The following is a 19,941-nucleotide window of genomic DNA, read 5'->3' as shown; positions in this document are numbered from 1 at the left end:
CAACTAGGAACGCTCTACCAACCCCCAGCGTGTTCCGCTGGTCTGACCGTGACGCCGCACGACCCCCGCGGCCTCGAGACGGCGCATCGACGCTTGCAGCTTCCAGCGAGGGCCCCCGAGGCGAGTTCGCAGGTAGGCCGCCGCGACAGGCCGTCCAGCTGCGGTGAGCACCTCGATGGCGAGCTCATCGAAGTCCTCCCCGGTGGCCTTCTTGGCGCGCCCCAGGCGGGCGTAGTCGATCGCTGACGGGTCGGAGTCGCCGCCCTGCGCCGTGCGGCTGCCTTGGAGGAGCTCGTCGATCGTCAGGGTTCTGAGGACCGGAGCCAGGGGATCGTCGCTCATGACGAAGCTGGCGAGCTCGCCGAGGCGGATCTCCGGGTGATCATAGATGACGCGGAGCACCGCGCTGCGCTGACCGTCTTCGAAGAGGGCTTCCAGGCTCATGCCTTTAGGTCACCAATCCCCTCGAAGTGATGGCCAGAATTCGAGAAGTTAAACGAGAGTTAAATCATGCCTCTTCGAGAGGGCGAGTCGCGCCTGCGAAGATGTGCCGTGTTTTGTCGTGCAAACGTGCACGGTCTCCAGCCCAAGCAACGCGTCGTCAAGGGGAAGAGCTGCCGAGAGAAACTCGGGGCTTCCTCTGGCTCTCATCGAGCAGTCGCCGGAGCTGACGAACCACCTCCCCCATGCGCCACCGAGCCGTGCTCAGCTGGATGGACTCGGCCTGCGCGAGCGCTTCGGGGCGACCTCCCGCGAGGCGATGCCGAAGCGCACGCACGAAGATCGAGCCGAGCTTGGCCACAGCGCTCTCCAAGCGGCTCGCCTGCTCCTGCATCTCGAACTCCTGACTGGGGCTCTTGTCTCGCGCCAGTGGTTCGGCCTCGAGCTGAACCCAGGGCCGCCTGATCTGGCTCTGGTGGGCTTGAAGGCGCTTGTTCTTTGCAGTCACCCGCAGCCAGCGCAGAAGGGAGTCTTCCTGCCGAGGCTCGAAGGACCAGATCTTCTCCCAGACAGCCAAGAAGGCGTCATGAGTGAGATCCCCAGAACCCAGCATGCGCTCGAGCTCCTCGGCGAGCACCTTGCCCAGCGCCTGACTGGCACCGGGCTTTTGGGCGAGCGTGTCGACTCTGAGTTTTTCCAAACGCTTGGCCAACCCTTCGTCGTTCACCATCAAACGCTATCACTGACTGCAACCGACGCGAAACTGTACCAAGGTCCATGCACGTTGGTGTAGGATTGGCGCCCCGGGGTCCCTCGTGGAGATTAAGTACCATTCCGAAGAGCAATACGTGCCGATGACGCCCGAGGAATTCGAGGTGATCGAGCGCGAGTACGCCAAGGTCTTCGGCCCCGATGACGCGATCGATCGTCCCCGCGCCGCCGATGAGGGCAAGGATCGCTACGCCGAGGGACCCTGGCGAGAGCTGCGACGCGAGGTCGATGAGCGTCATCTGAGTGCCGTGCTGGGTGACGGGGAGCACGTGGCCATCGGGCGCTTCGAGCTGCTCTGGGAGATCGGCCATGGGGGCATGGGCGTGGTGTTCCGGGCCTGGGACTCCACGCTCGGGCGCATGGTGGCGCTCAAGCTGTGGACCGACGCGATGCCCAGCGAGGACGCGCGGATGCTTCAGGAAGCGCAGGCCCTGGCTCGCCTCTCGCACCCCAACGTGGTCTCCGTGTTCGACGTCGGCGAGTACGAGGGCCACCTCTACGTGGTGATGGAGTTCATCCGTGGTCAGGACGCCGCGCACTGGGATCCGCGCCACTGGAGGGAGGTGCTCTATGTCTACGGCCTGGCGGCTCGTGGTCTGATCGCCATCCACGCGGCCGGCTTGGTCCACAACGACTTCAAGCCCGAGAACCTGCTGCTCGGGGACGATGGGCGCGTGTGCGTGGCGGATCTGGGCCTGGCGGCGTCGATGCCCCGGGGCAGTGAGTCGGAGCAGAAGCCTGGGGGTACGACCGGCTACATGGCGCCCGAGCGCGTGATCGGGGGTCCTGGGGATGCACAGTCCGATCAGTTCTCGTTTTGTGCGGCGGTCTACGGGGCGCTCTATGGGACGCTGCCCTTTGGTGGAGGGACACGCATCGCCGTGCTCGAGGCCATGGAGGCCGGGGAGTTGGCGGCCGGAGACAGAGCCCTGCCGGGGATCCCTCCGCGGGTCCGGGCTGCGTTGCTTCGGGGGCTGGCCTGGCGAGCGCAGGACAGGCACCCGAGCATGGAGGCCCTGCTCGCCGAGCTCGAGAGCGCGGAGCGAGAGGCGCTGGAGCGGAAGACGCGCAGGCGATCGATGTGGGGGCAGGTGCTCCTTGGGGGTCTGCTCTTGGCCTCCCTGGGAGGATTTGCGGCAACCAAGCTCGGAGATGTGCCTGGTGAAGAGAGCTCCATGCCAGTCCTGCCGCTGCCCTCGGAATCAAGGCTGTGGGAAGGGCTGCAAGAAGGCGCGAAGAGCTGGAAGGCTGCCAGTGAAGCCGATGCCCAAAGGACCTATGATCACTGGCGAGCAAGTGACATGATCCTACGTTCAGCCTGCCCTCAACTGGATGGGTTCTTGTCCGAGAAGATCGCGGCTAGGCTCATCGAGCCAGATACGGCCGTTGTCGACAAGATTGTCGCAGGCTGGATCACTCAAGGAGCCGCTCAGGCGTGGGAACGCGCACAAGCATGGGAGCGTGCTGCAAGAGCTGGAAATATTGCCTCGTCTTTGTTTCTCGAAGCAGGAGAGGATGGACTTGCAGAGACTCAGCTTCACTGTGCGCTGATCAATGCAGAAGGCAAAAGCTGCTTCCGTTAGTACTCGTCGCACCCAACGGTTCCATCTTCATTTGAGTATGGGGAGTGACAGTTGAGAAAGAAACCTCCGCATGTTTCAGCAAGGCTTAGCTCGTAGCAATTATTGAGCCCCGCATAGCAGCACAATGGTGCTGTATACTCAAAGGGAGTACTCCCTGGGGGTGCCTTCTCACAAAACCCCCGATCGCAAGCATCGTCGAAGGGCTGGTAGCACACCACCTCCCCGTTGATCTTCTCCCCGTAGTCGCACCACATCTTGATGCCTGTCGTGCATCGCCCGTTCTCGTCGGTGGCCGTACAACTCGCGCTCGCGCCGATCGAGCAGCACACGTGGTCGGCCCACAGCGGCGCGTCGGGCCCGGTCCACTTGCAAAAGCGAGAGAGCCTGGTGCCCTCGCTGTCGGTGACTGGTGCGCCGATCTCATCGAGGTAGACGTCGTCGCAAAGATCCGGAAGCGAGGCCAAGGCCGAGGCTGGCAGCAGTAGTCCCAGGGCAAAGGCGAGTATGAGCGTGTTGTTCCTGATCATGATGGGCTTCCTCGAAGGGCCAAAGGTAGCCCACTTCGAGCTCTGAAGGCGAGAGGAACTCGAGCAAGCCTCTGGCCGAAGCTCAAAGAGCTCAGTCAGGCGCTACAAGTCGCAGGTGATGAACTTGTTTCGAGCACCATCGGGCAGCTCGGGACACATCTCGATGGCGTCCTGGTAGGCGACAGTGCAGTCATCGTACCAGCCGGCTTCGCACCCTGGGTTCATGCTCAGACAGTTGCCGTAGTCCTCCATCACTGGATTCGCGCAGTCGAGGTAGCGCTTGCCCTCCTCCTCGAAGCCCTCGAGCGAGTCCGCAAGGCAGTCGCGCTCCTCTTCACTGAGAAAGAGAGAGTCTCCGCATGCCTGCATCGTCGGGTAAAGCACGTCCTCAGGGCATTCACAGATCTCTGCGGAAGCCGCGTCCTGGAGGTTCGCGTAGAGCACGACGTCCCCAGAGATATCCGGTGCCTGCTGACATGCCATGCAGAAAACTGAGGGCATCAAGAGAGTGCGGTATGAGCGCCCTATCATGGCGCCATGGTAGGCTATCCCTCCTGATCTTCGCTAGAACGGCTGAGCCTGAGTGTTGCACCAGCAAGCACGGCTGCGCTACTCACGCCAATACCCACGGTGACCGCCCGACGCCAACGGCTCCGACCGGCCGTGTTCATCGGGACACGGGGCGCCTTAGCCGCGATTTCGTTCGCACTGGTGAGGGTGGGTCGCCCAACGACCTGCGGCCGTCGGGGCGCCCTCGGTGGCCTGATATCGGGTGCGAGCAGCTGATGGCCATCGACCCCCGGACCTTTGAGCAAGGGATTGACCGGCGATGCCTTGACCCCGACGGCCTCGAGCTCCGCGCGGTACTCGGGATCGCTCACCTGCCGGAGGTCGATGAGCATCCGCTTGCCGTCGTTGAGGAGCGCTCGCCGAGCATCCATGAAGCGGTCGGCGAGCGCCGTGGAGCGCAGCTTGCCGCCGGGATGGTAGAGCGCGCCTGCTCCTGGCGGGACGTAGGCGACTTGAAAGGAGTCGAGGTAGTGGGCCTGGAGCGCTCGCAGGTCCTCGCAAAACGGCTTGATGATCCTCGAGAACACCGACGCCTCGAAGGGGATCGAGAACGTGCTGTCCTCCCGCGGTGACGCGATCAGCCCGAGCGGCATGTCGGGCTCCCGTCCCCCCAGCTCGGGCCCGGTCTTCCCGTCGAAGGATGTCATCAGCGTTGCCAGCCGGGAGATCAGCCCGCGCCAGCCTTGGCCTTTGTAGTGAAGCCACTCCTTCTCAGCAAAGATCCAGAATTTCTCGAAGGAGTTCTTCCACCTGAAAATCATCGCTTCAGTGTCCAGCGTATAGAGCAGTGGCCCCGGCCGGGAGATCATGTCGAGAGTGTTGAGCAACAACTTGTTCGTCGATGGATAGAACGCCCCCACGTTCTCCCCAGGGGTCGACGCGTTGAGCGGAGCCCCGCCGTAGGCCCACCCGACCCCCTCCGTCGGCCACACCGACTCCGGGTCCACGCACTGCCGGCAGTCTCGGCTCCCGTCGAAGGTCTTCACGCCCTTGTAGCAGGGCTTGTCCACGCCCTTGCACCTCAAGGTGTAGCGATCCACCGACGTCCCGCGCACCGAGTAGTAGAAGCGATACGACGCCTGCAACACCCGCAGCGTCACCATCGTGCCTGGCATGAACCCGAAGGTCGATCCATCGCCGGGGTCGAAGCTGAACTCCGTGTCGCCCTTCGGCCCCCGTGCAACCTGCGGGGTCCCTTGTTGCGCGGCGATCCCATCTTCGCGATGCTGAAAGGTCCAAGGCTGATCGTGGCGATAGGCCGGCAAGTATAGCGAGGTGTAGTCGGCGTTGTAGGCTGGCTCGATCTTGCCGTCGGGATACACGATCCCGCCGGTCCCCAGCTCCCTGAAGACCTCGAACACGCGGTTGACCTGCCACGAGTCCGTCGCGGGGTCGTCGGTCTGGAGCGGCGGCAACACCACGTCCTTGCCCAGCTCCTCCGCCCGGATGGCCATCCCCACGTCCACCGCCCACACCGCCACCGCGATCACCTGCGCGATCGTCCGCGCGATGATCCCCGTGTTCGCGGCGATCAACTGCAAGACCTGCAAGCCCATGTCCTTGAGCAGCGTCGGGAGCACCTCCTCGGCGTTCTCGAAGTTGCCGAAGGCGTCGAGCGTCCGGGTGATGTTCCCGTAGACGGTCGCCACGGCGCCGCCGAGGTCGACCTTGTCCAGCGCGGGGAGCCCCACTCGGGTCGCCAGCTCATAGACTCCGATCTGCATGCTCGAGATCCAGTTTTGCCAGTCCGCCGAGGCGAAGGCTTGCATCGCCAGCTCCCCCACGAGCCCCACGGCGGGATCGAGCACGGAGTTTTGAAGCACCTCCTTGCCCGGCATCTTGCTGGCAAAGGTGAGCCACTCGGACCCCTGGGGAAAGACTCGCTCGGCTCGCTTGGTGACCTCGCTGATGTAGGTCTCGGCTGGTCGCAACAGCATCAGTCTTTCTCCCGTCGCCCAGGTCCGACCTGGGTCACCTCGAGTCGTTCACCGCCGCTCGAGGGCGCGGGCCGTGGCGTGTCGACGAGATCGACGAGATCGCCGAAGAGCGCGAGCGCGAGGACTTCTTCGTCCTCGAATTCCTCGAACCCCAAGGCCCGCTCGAGGTCCTCGCAGGTGAGCCCCCCGAGCTCGCCCGCCTCGAGCTCCAAGACCGTCGGACCGAGCCGCCCTTCAGAGCTACTCTTGCGCTGGCTCGCCATAGTCCCCCAGCCTGTACATGGCCAACCGGCCCACGATGTAGCGCCCCGCGAGCTGCTGCTCGGGCGTTCCAATCTCCAAGAATCGTTTGGTCACAAATACCTTACTCATCCCACGCAAGTGCAAGAGCGCCTCGCGTTCGTCTTCCATCTTTGCAGCTTCCTCCACCAACACCATGAATCCTTCGATCGCATTGCGATTGTCATTGAAGAGCTTGCATATCTGCGGCTGCGTCAGTGTCATCCCCACATAGGCCAGCGCTTGCTGTGCGCATCGAAACTCAGGGAACACCTGCATGGAGCGGTTGGCCCAGTTCTCGAACATCGCCCGTGCCGTGGGCACGACCGTCGTCAACGTGGCGTCGACTGCGTAGCGTAGGAACTCCAGGGTCATCCCCCGACGCTGGGTCTGCTGCTTGGCCTCGAAGGCGCGGGCGCGGGCTTCGGTCCGCCCGGTGTGTTGGTCGAGCAGCCCTCGCACCTGCTCCTGCTCGTACTCGATCGCCCGCTCGAGGATCGCCCGGGTGCTCGAGATCAGCTCGGGCGCGGCGGCCGACGCTTTTTGCGCGAGCGAGAACGAGTGGTTGCGCTCCTCGGTGAGCTTGAGGAGCAGCTCGTCCTTGATCGCGTTGATGCGCTCGAAGTCGTCTCCAAACCGATCCTGCGGCGGGGAGTGCTCCTCTTCGCCCATCTCCTCGCTGGGGCCTCGCCCGCCTTCGACGCGGCGTGAGACCTCGAAGAGCACGGCACCGTCTTCTCCGTAGCCGCGCAGCTGGAAGTCACAGCGCGAGTCGAGGCCGCGGGCCCAGTGGACACAGCGGCGCCACAGCCCCTCGACGATGAGCCGCGCCTGCTCGCGAAGTTCCTGCGGATCCTCGTCCTCGCCGGGCGGCCACTCGAAGTGGGTATCCGAGAGCTCGAAGCCCTCCCAGGTCCTTACGGGTGCCCCCTCGAACTCGGACAGGTCCAGCGCCGGCGAGACCATCGGCCGGTACCGGCTCGAGCCTCGCCGCCACAGCAGCCGTACTCGGAGCAGTTGTTCGTCGTGGGCGACGAGCGCATCGATCCACTCGTTCGGCGCGGACGCCTCGCGTTTCTTCACCGTCATGTTCTCTCCTTCTAACGAGCGACGAACACCAAGCTGAGGGAACCCTGGGCAAAGGTCAACGGCAAAAGTCTATTTTTCCTCTCCGCTGTCTAATTCGAGGATCTATGAGCACAAATAGACCGGACATTAGACCGGATGATAGACCGGGCAATAGAGAATCGAATAGACCGGAAGGCCTGAAACACAAACGAAAAAACCAGGCGGTGACCTCGAGGCTCTCAAAAGCGGGAACATTTGCCGGTTTTCGACAACCCCTGGCGATGGCACGCCAAAAGGCATGTGCATGACCTGTCCGCGAATAATCTGGACACATGCAGACCCGCGGGCATGTTGACGCTTTGCGAAAACCAGCCCAGTTTGTTGCCATGGCAGTCAGTAGTCAGTTGGCGACGCGCGAGGAGATGCTCGACAGCCTCGACGCCGAAATGGTGAGGCTCACCGAAGAGACCGAGGCCACGGCCTTTGGTCTCGAGTGCGCTCGACGAGAGGCCGAAGATGAGCGCCGCTCGCTCTTGTTTCACCGCACGGCCGAGGGCCTGGAGGTGGCCACGAGCGTGTGCGCGGGCAGCTTGTCCACGGTGCATCTGGGCTCCGTGCCTGCTGGCGCTGCAGCGAACTTCTTGATCGGCGGCGCCTCGAAGGTGCTCAGCTTCATGGCCCCCAAGCACCCTGCGGCCCAGGTTCTCAGCCGGGGAGGCAAGGAGTTCTTGCACTGCCAGCTGGCGATCCTCGCCCGCAACGCGATCCTCGACCCCTGAGCGCGCATGCGCACCCACAAAGGTAGACCCATGACCAAAACCCAGACACAAGAGCGCCCCCTCGAGCAGCGAAAGATGCAGCGCAAGCAGGCCAAGCAAGCAGGCCGCGACCGTCGGGCCGAGATGATCTTGGCGGTTCAAGACGAGAAGAAGACCCGCGACGAGCAGCTGGAGCTGCAGATCGCCAACGTCGACGTGCGCGTCGCTGGGCTGGAGGCTCGCTTCACCAAGCTGGAGACCCTCCTCGCCGAGTTCGCCCCTGAAACCCAGTCCCAACTGAACCAAGAGACCAAGTCATGATCGGATCCCATCTCAACAGTCTTCTCCCTTGCACCACACCAGGCTCGCCCTACGGCCTCGAAGCCGCGCAGGAGGCCATGGAGCGCAAGATGGTCTGCCCCAGCGAGTTTGCCTTTGGCTGCGTCGTGCCTTTCGAGGTCGAGATCGCCTTGGCCCCTGGCACACGGGTGAGCCATGAGGTCAAGCCCAATGTCCGGCTCCTGCCCGTCGCCATGGTCGCCCACTTGTCGGGATCGGATATTCGGATCGAGGCGATCACGCGCCGAGACGACCGTGCAGCGGGACTCACGGGAACGGGGATCACGACCACACGCGACCCCGACAGCTTCGACTGGGAGCCCCTCAAGACGCCCTTCAACCCTTTCCCCCCAGACATCGGCCCCGTCGACAGCAGCAAGGGCTTTCAGATCACGGTCTCCAACCTGACTGGCGACAAGAGCCAGCTCTTCCAGGCCACCTTCTTCGGGGCGATCGGCGGCTACGCCGGGCTTCGCTACCTTCAGGACAACATCGGTCTGTCCGATCAGCTCTTCAGCAAGCTGGGCACCTGGCTGCGAGAGTCTGGGATCACGATCGAGAGCAGCGGGGCGAAGTGATGATCCGCTTCCCCATCGAGCTTGTCGGTGAGCAGCTGCTCAGCGAGGGGGCGGTGTTCTTCACCGAAGCCCTCGCCAAGCTCAACGCGCGTCAGTTCGTGCGTGAGCAGCCCGAGGACTCGCCTTGCTGCGCGCAGTGTGCTGGCTGCGAGTTCGATCGGGAAGCCCCGCTGCGCGACGCCAAGCGCCTGCTCGAGGCAAGGCAGGCTTCGCCCGCGAGCATCGTCGCCTACTCCATGGGCCGCGAGCTCGCGCAGGGCGTGGCCTGCCGCGTGGTGCTGATCGACGGGCAACGCCTGGCCTATCAGCGTGAAGACGGCGCGGTCGCGGATCCGCTGAGCAAGTTCGAGAGTGAGACGAAGGAGCAAGACCATGGCAAAGAGCAGTGCTGCTGCGGACAAAGCGAAGGACAGGCCGGCGATGACACCCACGCAGGGTGCCAAGACAGCCCGCGCTGACCTCCCGGCGACTCGCCCCAAGACCGACGAGCCGGCGCGCGTCGACGTCCGCAGGTCCTCTGGTGGGGTGGTCGCGGCGGGCCTCGGCGCGGCCGCGGGCACGGGGCTCGTCGCCTTTGGCCTCTACAAGCTCGGCGAGCGTGCCGGCTGGTGGGGGGATCCCAGCACGATCGTGATCGACGACCCTGCGGACAGCGGCGGAGATCAAAGCGGCGGCGGGGAGAGCAACTCCGGCGGCGGCTCCAAGAGCTCGACCATTGCGATCGGGAACCCACCCAACATGAGCGGAGATGCAGAGGGGTACAACACCTCGCTCTTTCCTTCGCCGGCGGCGGTCCGCCTGGCGCTCAAGTCCCTCGGCTATGACGTGGAGTTCGAGGCTGCGCCCCTCGTCGGCTACGAGGAGACCCACGGCGAGGTCCAGCGCTTTCAAACCGACTGGAACCGGGTCATCAAGGCGATCGACACCGGCAAGATCAGCTTGCCGAAGTCCGTGAAGAGTCCGGAGAAGCTGGCGATGTATCGCGGGCTGCTCAGCGTCGACGATATCCCCGGGAAGTACACCTTGCGCGCCATCGAGATTGCGATCCGCAACGCGCTGACCAACCTCGTCAAGTTCACCAAGATGCGAGAGGAGTCGAAGCGATGAACAGCCGACGCAAGCTCGAGGCCCTCGGCTACGGGACGACCGCCAAGGAGATGGAGCGCTTTCAACGCGACTACAACTGCTTGCCGCCCAAGCGCCTGCTCCCTCTCACGGGGCGCTTCGACGCCGCAACCGCCAAAGCGATCGACCTCGCCTACGAGGTCCGCACGATGTTCATCCTGACCCGCGACGGAGACTGAGCCATGCCCGACTTCGTGGACCTGCTCATTCAACCCTCCGTGGCGACGGCGTCGCTAGAGCCGAGCCTCGGCCCCGAGGTGATCCCCTTCGTTCCGGCACAGAGCCTGGGCGCGAGCCCGCCACACGACGAGGTCTACGAGCTCGACGACATCGACCTCCAGGCTCTCGAACCCGGACAGCCGCCGGTCCTCGGCGAGCTCGAGGCTCCGCACTACACCGAGGTTCTCGACCAGCTGTGGATGGAGTTCGACGATCCCGAGGAGCGCACGGCTGGTCGCATGCTCGCCCTGGTCGAGCAGGTCGCGGCCGAGTCCATGCGCCTGCACCAATTGCAGCTCGAGTTTTGGGACTCCCTCGCGGCCAAGACGATCCCCGAGTCGGAGTTTGACCGCTTTCAAAGCGAGTATCTGGCCTATCTCAAGCGGCTCAAGGGCTACAAGCAGACCCTGCTCGTGCTGCCCGAGACCAGCAGGGACACCGACGAGATCTACCTGGGCTTGATCAAGCGTCGATCGGGGGCAGGCCCCGTGCCGGACGCGATCATGCACCTGTACTTCTCCAACCAGATCGGGATCCTCGAGCAGCACGCCGAGGACATGAGCGAGGGATTTGTGGGTCGTGTCATGACGGCCCTCGCGGTCGTGGATCGCGTCGCCGAGGACGCCGCCGAAGCGCTCTCGGACGAGGTGCGAGATACCGCCGAAGACGCCCAGTCCGCATGGAAGCGAGCGTACTGGTGGATCGTGGGCGGGGTCACCGTGGTGGTGAGCGGGGCCGTGGGCACCGCGGTGTTGCTCACCCGCGAGGGCAATCGTGAGCGGTGATCTCGAGATCCCAGGGTGGGCCTGGGCGGCCCTCGGCGGCGTCACCCTCGGCGGGTTGCTCGGGGCCATGGTCATCAGCGCGCGCCGGCCTGCCTGGGAGATCCTGCTGCGCCGAGCGGGGGCGCCCCGCGAGCTGTGGCCCTTCGCGGCGATCCAGCGCTACACCGAGAGCCGCGGGAACCCCAAGGCCGGCCTTGGCCGCCCCGAGCTCTTCCCTGCGTGGGCCGAGCCCCGCAACGCCTCGCGCGCCCAGCAGCTCAACGAAGCCGACGCGGCCGCGTCCGCCTACGACCGCAACGCAGAAGCCTACGCCGAGTCGCCCTATCCCAGGCAGATGTGGGTCTTTGGTAGCGGCGGGGCCTATGGCCTGCTCCCCGCGAATGCGCTGGCGCCGTGGCAGGACACCGACGCGCTACGCCGCGGCAAGGTCACCCCCTACGACGTGTTCAACCCGTGGCGCTCGACGGTCTTCTTCCTCGAGTACGTCCGCCGGTTGATCGGGAAGTCGAGCTTCACGAGCTTGCCCGAGCGCTCGCGCACCTTCATGGCGCTCAAGCGCGGCATGGCCTCGCCTGCGCTGGTGAGCGACGTCAACGAGCAAAAGACGCGCTCGCAGACCTCCCGGAAGAACGCGACCAAGGCCCTGAAGTCCCTCGGCTTGCGGGAGGACTATCTCGACCAGCCCGTCCCCCTCGACTGGCCCAACTACCGCGGCGGCCTGGAGCTGGTGCCGTGATCTGCTGGACCACGGTTCGCCGCTTCGACGGGGACGTGTCCGAGGCCCTCCACACGGCGATCGTTCCCCCCGAGATGTCGGGCCTACGCTTCATCGCGCTGGTGACCCTCGACAAGGGCACCGGGACCTACGCGCCCACCCCCGACGCGCCCACGCTGACCGTGGCCTGGGTGCCGCGAGAGCGTGTCACCGACGAAGCGAGCTCCACCGAGGAGATCGACGCCGCGCTCGCAGATCCCGACCAGGTGCCCTTGGTCATCACAGGGGATCAGCCGGTGTTCTATCGCAGTGACGACGGCTCCGCCTTTCCCGCGGTGGGGATCAAGGGATCCCTGATGGTCTTGGCCGTGCGCTTGACGAAGATCGTCGAAGGCGTGCACGGCCAGATCACCTTGGGATGGGAGAGGCGTTCGAGGTGTTGAAGAGAATCGAGAGCAAGAGGATGCAGACATGAGCACGAAGTGGATCGCCTGGCTCGCCGGCGGCGTCGGATTGGCCGCCGTCATCGGTGGCCTCGTCTGGGCCTACAAGCGGCGCCAAAACGGGCAAGCGAGCTCCAACGAGGACGGGGACAGCCCCGACATCGTTCCCAGCGCGCCCCCGCGAACGCCTGGTGGCGCCAAGCAAACCCTGGGATACGAGTTCCTCGGGGACGAGGCGCTCAACAAAGAGGAGTCCGAGACCCTCGATGAGATCCTCGGCGACGGCTGGCCACCCTCGGAGGAGACGCTCGACCAGCTCGAAACTGGCGACGTGATCGTCTTTGGGGTCGAGAGCCGACCGGTCGGCGCCTACAAGGCCGCACGCGAACTGATCTCGGCGAGCGTGATCGTGGTCGAGAAGACCCTGATCCGCGCGCGGGTCACCGGAGAGATCCGCTACGCCGAGCACTTCGGAACCAACGCGGGCCACGGCCTGCGGGCGGGGATGGCCGTCGACGTGCCGCGCTCCGTCGTGCTCGGTGCCGGTCGTCCGCAGCCCGCCGAGGGCTACGGGAGCAAGGGTGATCCCGTGGACACCTTCAAGGCCAGCACCGAGACCGGGAAGACCTACAAGATCCACCCGAGCACGCCCTACGACTTTCAGCTCCCCTATCGCACGAAGGAGCTGGAGTGGTACGTGGATCCACAGCTGGCGACGATGAAGCACATCGGGGAAGACGGCCTGCTCGAGCAGGTCATGTTCACCGAGGGCAGCATGCGCGGAGACGTGACGGTGCGGGCGATCGACAACGATCCCATGCACGGCAAGGTCCTCGTGGGCCGCTGGGACTTCGTGCTGGACGACTGAGCGTTCGCCGGCGAGGCCGGTGACGAGACAACGAGGTGAGAGATGCAGATCGAAGCTGCGCAGCTGCGCATGGCAGACGTCGTCTTGGTTCCGGGTGTCGGTGAGCAGGAAGTCCGTCGACTCGAAGCGGGCACAGACCGAGTTCGAGCCTGGTTTCGCGGAGACGAAGCGCAAGACGCCCCCAGCCAGACATGGCCGCCCTCCGAGGTGCTGACGATCAAGCGGCCCGGGGACATGTTCGAGGCGCCGGCCCTGCCGCGACCCAAGACGGTGCACGAGGCCAACCGGCGGATCATCGCGCGTCTACGGGCGATCGGCTGGGAGTCCCATCAGGGGGGACGCTACACCTACGTCAGCGATCCCACAGACTCCGTGCGCCTCCAGCTGCGCGAGCAGGTGGTCCATCACCAAGGTCGGATCCGCAACCATCGTGGCTCCTGGACGTGGAACCCCAACACGGCGTCCATGGGTTTCACCAAGGACTATGCGATGCAGCTCGACCGTGAGGTCCCTTCGCTCGCGCGTGAAGCCGAGGAAGCCGCGAGGGCGCGACACGCATCCGACCAGGCGCTGATCGACGCGCAGCGTGAGCAGCTGGGTCCGCCCTCGTCGACGGCGGACATGTCGACGCAGGTGGTGGTTCGCTACTCGCGGATCGCAGGGGTGATCTTGTGCGGGGAGACCTACCCGCACCGCGCGAAGATCCGGGAGATCCGTGTACCTTATCGGCTCAAACCGTCCCGGCGGCTCCCGAAGGGCTGCGCTTGGTACGTCCCGCGGACACGAGACACCTTTCAGCCGCGCGAGCGCGTCGAGCAGCTCGTGGAGGCGCTGCGCCTTCGAGGAGTGCCTGCGGTGCTGGACTACGACCACGAACCCGAGGCCGACGCCTTGAAGACGGTCCCAGCCCTCGCCCCGGCACCAAAGACTCCCACGGCCTCACGCGCGAGGGCGAAGACGAAGGCGACAAAGCCAAAGCCCCGAGGTCGGACGCCCGACGCGAGCAAGCGCGCAGCAAAGCTGCGGGCGGTCGCGGACAAGGCCGCCGCCGCCGCGCGCCGCGAGCTCGACACCGACCGCCTCGAGAACACCCATCGGCGGGCCGAGCAAGCCGCCAGCGTCCGGCAACGGGCGCGCGGGGAGCTGGCGATCGCCGAAATTCTGCGCAGGGCCGCCGATGAAGTCGAAGCTGGCGAGCTCGAGCATGTCTCGCGGATCTCCAACAAGACCCAGGTCAAGGCGTTGGATCTCGAGCTTCGGCGCGCGGGCTGGGAGCGGGCGCGTAGCGAAGGACGCCCGTCGTCGAGCGTCACCAATCCTGCTGCCGAGGACATCGCGTTTGCGACGCTGAGGCCCCTTCGTGCGTCCAACTACGCCGTCGATGACCTCTTGAAGGCCACCGAGGGGCTCTCGGGTGTCTCGGGTGATCGCGCCCGCGTGCGAGCCCTCCACAAGAAGATGCGCGACGACAAGGCCGAGCTCGACGCCGAGGATGTCGAGGCCGTCCGCGCCCTGCTCAAAGCCGCCAAGAAGCACGAGCGCAAGGTCTTCTTGCCCTCCGAGATGCTCGCCGACGATCTGCGCAGCCGCGACCGACTGGCGAAGCTTTCGGTCACCGACACCGTGTCCCTCAAGGCCGCGCTGCGCGAGTACCTGGGCTGTTGCGCGGTCGCTCCCAAGGGCGAGGATCCCAAGCATGCCCGCGGGCGCAAGCTGCTGAACATCAACATCTCGGGGTTTGTCCCGACCCCCGAAGACCTCGCCAAGCGCGTGGTCGATGCCGCGGAGATCGAGGCGGGCATGCGCGTGCTCGAGCCCTCGGCGGGTGCGGGGGCGTTGGCCTCGGAGATCCGTGCCCGTCACCCGGACGCGACGCTACACCTGATCGAGCTGAGTCCCACGCTGCGGGACATGTTGTGTGAGGACGGCTTTGAGGTGATCGCGCGAGACTTCTGCGCGCACGTGCCCGAGCGACCCTACGACCGCATCGTGATGAACCCACCCTTCGAGCGTCAGCAAGATGTCGAGCACATCGAGCGCGCCCTGGGGATGTTGGCGCCGGGTGGGCGCCTCGTAGCGATCGCGTCGGCCGGGCTCCAGCATCGCAGCGACAACAAGACCGAGCGGCTGCGCAAGAAGCTGCTCGAGCTCGACGGCAGCATACGGAAGCTCCCCGCAGGGTCCTTCAAGGCGTCGGGCACCGCCGTCGAGACGGTGCTGGTGATCGTCGACAAGGCACCGGCGAAGAAGGTGATGCCAGCGCACGAGCGGCCTGTCCCCAGTTCTGCCAAGACACGGTCCCCGGGATCCTCGAAGCGGCCAGCGCCGAGCAGGGACATTCAGCACCTGCTCAGCAAGTGGCGTCGCCACGAGGCGCAGCGCCAGCAGGTCGACAAGGAGCGCTACTGGAACGCCATCCCCAAGACCGCGTGCTGGATCCGCAAGGAGGGGAGCGTCTCCGTGACGCTGTGCGCGGCTTTGCTCGACGAGCCGACCGGCGACTGTCCGCCGACCCAGGCCATGCTGAAGGGGAGCTCGTCGCAGCTGGTGCTGTGCCAAGCGGGCGAGGGCCCCGAGTATTTTCGGGGACACACGCCTGGGATCACCGCGGCCAAAGCCGAGGCCGACAACCGGATCGTCCGCGGTCGCATGCGCCGCTTCGCCGAGCTCGATGCGCCGACGCGCCCCGTGGCCATCGACGACTTCGAGGCACAAGAGCAGCTCTTGGACACGCTGGTACCCACGCGAAGGGTCTACCTCCCGAGCACGCCCTTCCAGCTGCTCGACGTGGTGCTGCTTCCACCCCAGATCGTGACGCCCGACGGGGCGTCCGTCTCGATCCTTCGCTGGCGTGGCGCGATCCCCAAGGACGCGCAGATCGTCATGCAGGTGAGCGCGAGCAGTCGGATGGACTTCGATACGTTCGAGGCCAAGCTGGGCTCGACGCTCATCCCCTACCGCGGCCACGTGGCTCCCTCGACCGCAGCGCACGTGTTGAAGGAGATCCCCGCGCCTCGTCGTGCCGAGCTCGCGGCGCGTGGTCTGACCATGCACGATATTCAGTTTGGGCGGATCGGTAGGCGCTCGCTGTACTGGCTACACGACCACGAAGGCCGGTTCACCTACGGGCCCGTGACCGCGACTGGAGAGCACGTCAACACGAAGGCGATCCGAGCGCACTTCAGCAAGCTCTACGCCGAGCCAGCGCTTCCCTTGCCCGAGCTGCCCGCAGGCTGGGATCCCAAGACGACGCTTCAGATCACGAGCCTCATCAGCAACCGGGTGGTCTGGAACCTGTGGGACACCAAGACGGGGAAGATGCTCTTCAAGGCGGAGGGCGACGAAGACTGGCTCGAACAAGACGCCCTCCCGAGGCGCGCGCAGTGGGCCGAGAAGGACGGGTTCGTGGACATCATGCACGCCTCGGCGTACGCGCTTCACGAGGCTGTGAAGCGAGCACCCGACTCCGTTCGGCTGCGCGTGGCCGGGCCGTGGCTGGGCGTGCTCTATCCGAGCGACTTCGGGGACCGGGTGAGCTTCGATCCGCCGACAGGTGGAGCGGTGAGCGTGGAGCAGGCGACCGAGGAGTACGGCGAGTACGTCTCCTTGCTGAGCGCGTCCCCGGACAATGAGCCGCTTCAGCTGTGGGTGAAGATGGGGCCGAAGAGGATCCGCTGGGTGAAGCGGTGGCTTCGAGAGCAGAGCTCGGCGAGGGCGGTTTCCAAGCGGTCGAAGAAGACTTCTGCGGAGGACGATGACATGGGCAAGCACAAGAAGAAGACCACTGCCACCAAGAAGAAGACCGCCGCCAAGAAGAAGGCCGCCGCCAAGAAGAAGGCCGCCGCCAAGAAGAAGGCCGCCGCCAAGAAGAAGACCGCCGCCAAGAAGAAGACCACCGCCAAGAAGAAGGCCACCGCCAAGAAGAAGGCCACCGCCAAGAAGAAGGCCACCGCCAAGAAGAAGGCCACCGCCAAGAAGAAGACCACGACCAAGGCGGGAGCACGCAAACGAACTGAGAGTCCGCAGACCGAGCGCAACGAGGGCAAGCGCCGGGAGCCCAAGGGGTTTCGGCTGCGTCGCAACGACAAGGTCCGGTTTCGCTCCAACTCGCGGATCGCCATCGGCCTGGGCATCGACAGCGAGCGCGTGTTTCGGGTGCTGCGTGTCGTGGCCCGCGACAACCGGGAGTTTGCTGTCCTCGACTTGGGCCTGACCAAGCCCAGCCAGGCGCCCGCGATCCCCGTGGGCCATCTCGCCTTGGTCGAGCGCGCAGACGCGATGCCGGCAGACATCCGCCGCTGCGCCGCACGGCTCTCCAAGCTCGGGGGATCTGTCTCGAAGGCGACTCAGCGGCTCATGGTCGAGCTCGCGCGGAGGTACTGATGCTCGAGCTCGTCCTTGGCCTGTCGTCGGTGCTCGCCTCTGGGGTCGTGATGGCCTGGGCACGGGCGCGGGCGAACACGCTCGAGGTCGTGGATCTGCGCGCGGAGGCCCCGGCGAGCAAACGCCAGGTACGCAAGGCCACGGTCGATGCTGTCGTCCTTCATCAGACTGGATTTTCTCGTGGGCTCGATCCGATCCGCTATCGCAAGGTGACAGCGCACTTCGTGGTCCTCCCCGATGGGACCGTGGTGCAACTGCATCCCGTGTCGGCGCGCTTGTCAGCCTCGAACGGGTTCAACTCGAGGTCAGTCGCGGTCGAGTTCGTGGGGAATTTTCGATCGGTGCAGGGCGGGTGGTGGAAGCCGGAGAAGTACGGGCGCAACACGCCCTCCGCCGCACAGATCCGTGCGGGTCGACAGCTTTTGCGCGAGCTTCAGCGAGTGGGCGTGCGCTACGTGTTTGCGCACCGGCAGAGCCTGGAGACGCGAGGGAACGACCCGGGGCCGGAGATCTGGCACGCGGTCGGGCAGTGGGCCGTGACGGCGCTGGGCATGTCGGACGGCGGCCCGGGGTACGCGGTCGGGACCGGGGCGCCGATCCCCGACGCGTGGCGACGAGCACCGACGCTGGCGTGATGATCTCTCGAGCATGGAGACGAGGGCGACCCGGCGGGTCGCCCTCGTCTCTTGTGCGATCGATCTCGATCGGCTAGAAGTGCTCCCAGCCGGCAGTTCTGGGCCTCTACAGACCCTTTGGCACCGGCAAGGATCGATCCAGAATAGCCCCCGAGCCGTCTCCACCATGTCTCCACGAGATCGGAGGAATTGGCGGGACGGATGGGGACTCACGAGGACTCGATGAAGGGGCGGCTCCAGGCTCCGAGGTGGCGTCTGCTGCAAAAGATGTGCGGTGGCGCCTAGTTAGAGAACCGATGTCAGACTCCACCACGGGCTCCTAGGTCGGGCTCGTCGCGGGCTCGCCGTCGACCCAGACCGACGCGCGATTTCGACCTGTGCGTTTGGACTGATAGAGCGCGAGGTCGGCGTGCTCCAGGAGGGTCTCGGGGGCGAGGCGGTTGCCTGGCGACTGGACGGCGACGCCGACGGAGACGGTCTGGGGCCCGGGGTGCCCGAGGGCCTCGGGGCCGAGGGCTTCGATGGCGGCGCGCAGGCGCTCGGCGACCTGACGTCCCGTGTCAGCGTCGGTCTTGGGGCAGAGCACCGCGAACTCTTCACCGCCGTAGCGCGACACGAGGTCGGCGTCGCGGCTGTGCTGTTGCAAGGCCTCGGCCACGGCTCGCAGGGTCTGGTCGCCGACCAGGTGTCCGTGCTGGTCGTTGACCCGCTTGAAGTGATCGAGGTCGAGCATGAGCGCGCACAGAGGCTGGCGGGCGCGCTGGGCCTCGGCCTGCATGCGCGGGAGCGACTCCCGCAAGAAGCGGCGGTTGAAGAGGGAAGTGAGCCCATCGCGCACGACGGCGGCCCGGAGCCGGTCCATCAGCCGGCCGGCGAACCATCCGAAGATCACGAAGACCACGGCCGTCGCGCTGCCCGAGTAAGCCATGGCGATGTGGGTGATCTCTGGCGGGGTGTCTGGGGCGAATACCTGCATCCACAGCCACAGCCCGGTGGGTGCACCGACCGACAGGAGCAAGCCTGACACCGCCCACCGCCGGGCCAGGGGTTTGTGCAGCCGAAAGTCGGCGGCTTGCCACATATCCCCAGGCATCGCCGCAGTGTAGCCCCGAAGTGAGGCTGGTGACCACGACAGACATCGTTGCTACCGTGTCGCCGTGCCCGGACCCGGCCCCGTGTTCATCGCAGGCGCGACCGGTTACACCGGGCGCGAGGTCGTTCGTGTTTGCGTCGAGCGAGGGCTCGAGACCGTCGCGCACGTGCGTCCAGACAGTCGCCGCCTCGAGCACTGGACGCGGCACTTCGAAGCGTTGGGGGCTCGAGTCGACACGACGGCGTGGTCGCTCGCGGACATGAAGGCGACCCTCGAGGCGCTCCAGCCCGGCGGCGTCCATGCGCTGCTGGGCACGACCAAGGCCCGCGGCAAGCGTGGCTCGGGCTCGGCCGTGGTCGATGACTACGAGAGCGTCGACTACGGCCTGTCGGTGATGTTGCTCGAGGCCGCCGTGGCCTGCGGCAGCAAGCCGCGCTTCGTCTATCTCTCGGCCATGGGCGCGGACGGGCGACCGGTCAACGCATACATGGACGTGCGCAAGCGGGTCGAGGCCGCGGTCCGTGGCAGCGAGCTGCCCTACGTGATCGCGCGCCCGGCCTTCGTGACGGGCGACGACCGTGAAGAGCGGCGGCCCGCGGAGCGCGTCGCGGCGAAGGTCAGCGACGCGCTGCTCGGGTTGATCGCGCGGGTGGGCGCGGGCGAGTTCGCGGACCGCTACCGCTCGCTGACCGGGGCCGAGCTCGCCCAGGCCATGGTGGCGCTGGCCTGCGAGTCTCGCGACGGGAAGCTCGTCGCCGAGACCAGCCAGCTGCGTGGGGCGCTGGGTGGGGCGCTGGGTGGGGCTCTGGGCGCAACCTGAGCGA

General features: G+C 65.8%; 22 protein-coding genes. 14 read left to right on the top strand and 8 right to left on the bottom strand.

The annotated features are described in order from the left end of the window. Nucleotides 1-3 precede the first annotated feature (3 nt). Both G6O69_RS05355 and G6O69_RS05350 read right to left on the bottom strand, forming a co-directional pair. The gene (locus G6O69_RS05355) at nucleotides 4-444 is read right to left on the bottom strand and encodes a hypothetical protein (protein ID WP_172302448.1); all 441 of its coding nucleotides are present in this window, start codon (nucleotides 442-444) and stop codon (nucleotides 4-6) included. 157 nt (nucleotides 445-601) lie between these two features. Then, entirely contained in the window at nucleotides 602-1,141 is a 540-nt protein-coding gene (locus tag G6O69_RS05350; protein WP_176396643.1) for a sigma-70 family RNA polymerase sigma factor, read from the bottom strand. 154 nt (nucleotides 1,142-1,295) lie between these two features. On the opposite strand from G6O69_RS05350, the gene G6O69_RS05345 reads away from it, so the two are divergent. Beyond that, nucleotides 1,296-2,795: a serine/threonine-protein kinase gene (locus tag G6O69_RS05345; RefSeq protein WP_255216091.1), complete on the top strand. Its 1,500-nt coding sequence runs from the start codon at nucleotides 1,296-1,298 to the stop codon at nucleotides 2,793-2,795. Here G6O69_RS05345 and G6O69_RS05340 read toward each other — a convergent pair. The 5 genes from G6O69_RS05340 to G6O69_RS05320 all read right to left on the bottom strand — a co-directional run bounded on the left by G6O69_RS05340 (nucleotide 2,792) and on the right by G6O69_RS05320 (nucleotide 7,197). Further along, nucleotides 2,792-3,322: a hypothetical protein gene (locus tag G6O69_RS05340; RefSeq protein WP_172302445.1), complete on the bottom strand. Its 531-nt coding sequence runs from the start codon at nucleotides 3,320-3,322 to the stop codon at nucleotides 2,792-2,794. The two genes, G6O69_RS05345 and G6O69_RS05340, sit on opposite strands and share 4 nt — an antisense overlap. Before the next feature lie 102 nt (nucleotides 3,323-3,424). Then, on the bottom strand, nucleotides 3,425-3,691 hold the full coding sequence (locus tag G6O69_RS05335; RefSeq protein WP_176396642.1) for a hypothetical protein: 267 nt from the start codon (nucleotides 3,689-3,691) through the stop codon (nucleotides 3,425-3,427). Nucleotides 3,692-3,867: 176 nt separating this feature from the next. Continuing rightward, nucleotides 3,868-5,829 carry a hypothetical protein gene (locus G6O69_RS05330; RefSeq protein WP_172302443.1) on the bottom strand — a complete coding sequence of 654 codons (1,962 nt, stop codon included), beginning with the start codon at nucleotides 5,827-5,829 and terminating at the stop codon, nucleotides 3,868-3,870. After that, nucleotides 5,829-6,041: a hypothetical protein gene (locus G6O69_RS05325; RefSeq protein ID WP_172302442.1), complete on the bottom strand. Its 213-nt coding sequence runs from the start codon at nucleotides 6,039-6,041 to the stop codon at nucleotides 5,829-5,831. The genes G6O69_RS05330 and G6O69_RS05325 overlap by 1 nt, the downstream gene beginning before the upstream one ends. A 28-nt stretch (nucleotides 6,042-6,069) precedes the next feature. Further along, a complete protein-coding gene (locus tag G6O69_RS05320) occupies nucleotides 6,070-7,197 on the bottom strand; it encodes a hypothetical protein (RefSeq protein WP_172302441.1) in 1,128 nt (375 codons plus the stop codon). A 365-nt stretch (nucleotides 7,198-7,562) separates the two neighbouring features. On the opposite strand from G6O69_RS05320, the gene G6O69_RS05315 reads away from it, so the two are divergent. From G6O69_RS05315 to G6O69_RS05260, 12 genes are read left to right on the top strand one after another with little or no spacing between them, the layout of a single operon-like run. After that, nucleotides 7,563-7,955, top strand: coding sequence for a hypothetical protein (locus tag G6O69_RS05315; RefSeq protein WP_172302440.1), 393 nt, complete (start codon nucleotides 7,563-7,565; stop codon nucleotides 7,953-7,955). A gap of 30 nt (nucleotides 7,956-7,985) precedes the next feature. Beyond that, nucleotides 7,986-8,255: a hypothetical protein gene (locus G6O69_RS05310; RefSeq protein WP_217909773.1), complete on the top strand. Its 270-nt coding sequence runs from the start codon at nucleotides 7,986-7,988 to the stop codon at nucleotides 8,253-8,255. Continuing rightward, nucleotides 8,252-8,851 carry a hypothetical protein gene (locus tag G6O69_RS05305; RefSeq protein ID WP_255215706.1) on the top strand — a complete coding sequence of 200 codons (600 nt, stop codon included), beginning with the start codon at nucleotides 8,252-8,254 and terminating at the stop codon, nucleotides 8,849-8,851. The genes G6O69_RS05310 and G6O69_RS05305 overlap by 4 nt, the downstream gene beginning before the upstream one ends. After that, entirely contained in the window at nucleotides 8,851-9,309 is a 459-nt protein-coding gene (locus tag G6O69_RS05300) for a hypothetical protein (protein ID WP_255215705.1), read from the top strand. Before G6O69_RS05305 ends, G6O69_RS05300 begins: the two co-directional genes overlap by 1 nt. Beyond that, entirely contained in the window at nucleotides 9,272-9,958 is a 687-nt protein-coding gene (locus G6O69_RS05295; RefSeq protein WP_172302439.1) for a hypothetical protein, read from the top strand. Before G6O69_RS05300 ends, G6O69_RS05295 begins: the two co-directional genes overlap by 38 nt. Next, entirely contained in the window at nucleotides 9,955-10,155 is a 201-nt protein-coding gene (locus tag G6O69_RS05290; protein ID WP_172302438.1) for a hypothetical protein, read from the top strand. The genes G6O69_RS05295 and G6O69_RS05290 overlap by 4 nt, the downstream gene beginning before the upstream one ends. A 3-nt stretch (nucleotides 10,156-10,158) precedes the next feature. Beyond that, nucleotides 10,159-10,980, top strand: coding sequence for a hypothetical protein (locus tag G6O69_RS05285; protein ID WP_172302437.1), 822 nt, complete (start codon nucleotides 10,159-10,161; stop codon nucleotides 10,978-10,980). Next, nucleotides 10,970-11,716, top strand: a complete 747-nt coding sequence (locus tag G6O69_RS05280; protein ID WP_346017006.1) for a hypothetical protein — start codon at nucleotides 10,970-10,972, stop codon at nucleotides 11,714-11,716. Before G6O69_RS05285 ends, G6O69_RS05280 begins: the two co-directional genes overlap by 11 nt. Beyond that, nucleotides 11,713-12,138 carry a hypothetical protein gene (locus tag G6O69_RS05275; RefSeq protein WP_172302436.1) on the top strand — a complete coding sequence of 142 codons (426 nt, stop codon included), beginning with the start codon at nucleotides 11,713-11,715 and terminating at the stop codon, nucleotides 12,136-12,138. Before G6O69_RS05280 ends, G6O69_RS05275 begins: the two co-directional genes overlap by 4 nt. A 28-nt stretch (nucleotides 12,139-12,166) precedes the next feature. Further along, a complete protein-coding gene (locus G6O69_RS05270; protein ID WP_172302435.1) occupies nucleotides 12,167-13,006 on the top strand; it encodes a hypothetical protein in 840 nt (279 codons plus the stop codon). A gap of 42 nt (nucleotides 13,007-13,048) precedes the next feature. Next, the gene (locus G6O69_RS05265; RefSeq protein ID WP_172302434.1) at nucleotides 13,049-17,389 is read left to right on the top strand and encodes a methyltransferase; all 4,341 of its coding nucleotides are present in this window, start codon (nucleotides 13,049-13,051) and stop codon (nucleotides 17,387-17,389) included. Continuing rightward, on the top strand, nucleotides 17,389-18,024 hold the full coding sequence (locus G6O69_RS05260; protein WP_172302433.1) for a peptidoglycan recognition family protein: 636 nt from the start codon (nucleotides 17,389-17,391) through the stop codon (nucleotides 18,022-18,024). The genes G6O69_RS05265 and G6O69_RS05260 overlap by 1 nt, the downstream gene beginning before the upstream one ends. Before the next feature lie 319 nt (nucleotides 18,025-18,343). Here G6O69_RS05260 and G6O69_RS05255 read toward each other — a convergent pair whose 3' ends face one another. After that, a complete protein-coding gene (locus tag G6O69_RS05255) occupies nucleotides 18,344-19,117 on the bottom strand; it encodes a GGDEF domain-containing protein (RefSeq protein WP_172302432.1) in 774 nt (257 codons plus the stop codon). 64 nt (nucleotides 19,118-19,181) lie between these two features. On the opposite strand from G6O69_RS05255, the gene G6O69_RS05250 reads away from it, so the two are divergent. Beyond that, a complete protein-coding gene (locus tag G6O69_RS05250) occupies nucleotides 19,182-19,937 on the top strand; it encodes an NAD(P)H-binding protein (RefSeq protein WP_346017005.1) in 756 nt (251 codons plus the stop codon). Nucleotides 19,938-19,941: the final 4 nt, after the last annotated feature.

Source organism: Pseudenhygromyxa sp. WMMC2535 (assembly GCF_011083025.2).
The sequence above is the reverse complement of the archived record's forward strand: the minus strand, read 5'-3'. Positions and strand labels throughout refer to the sequence as shown.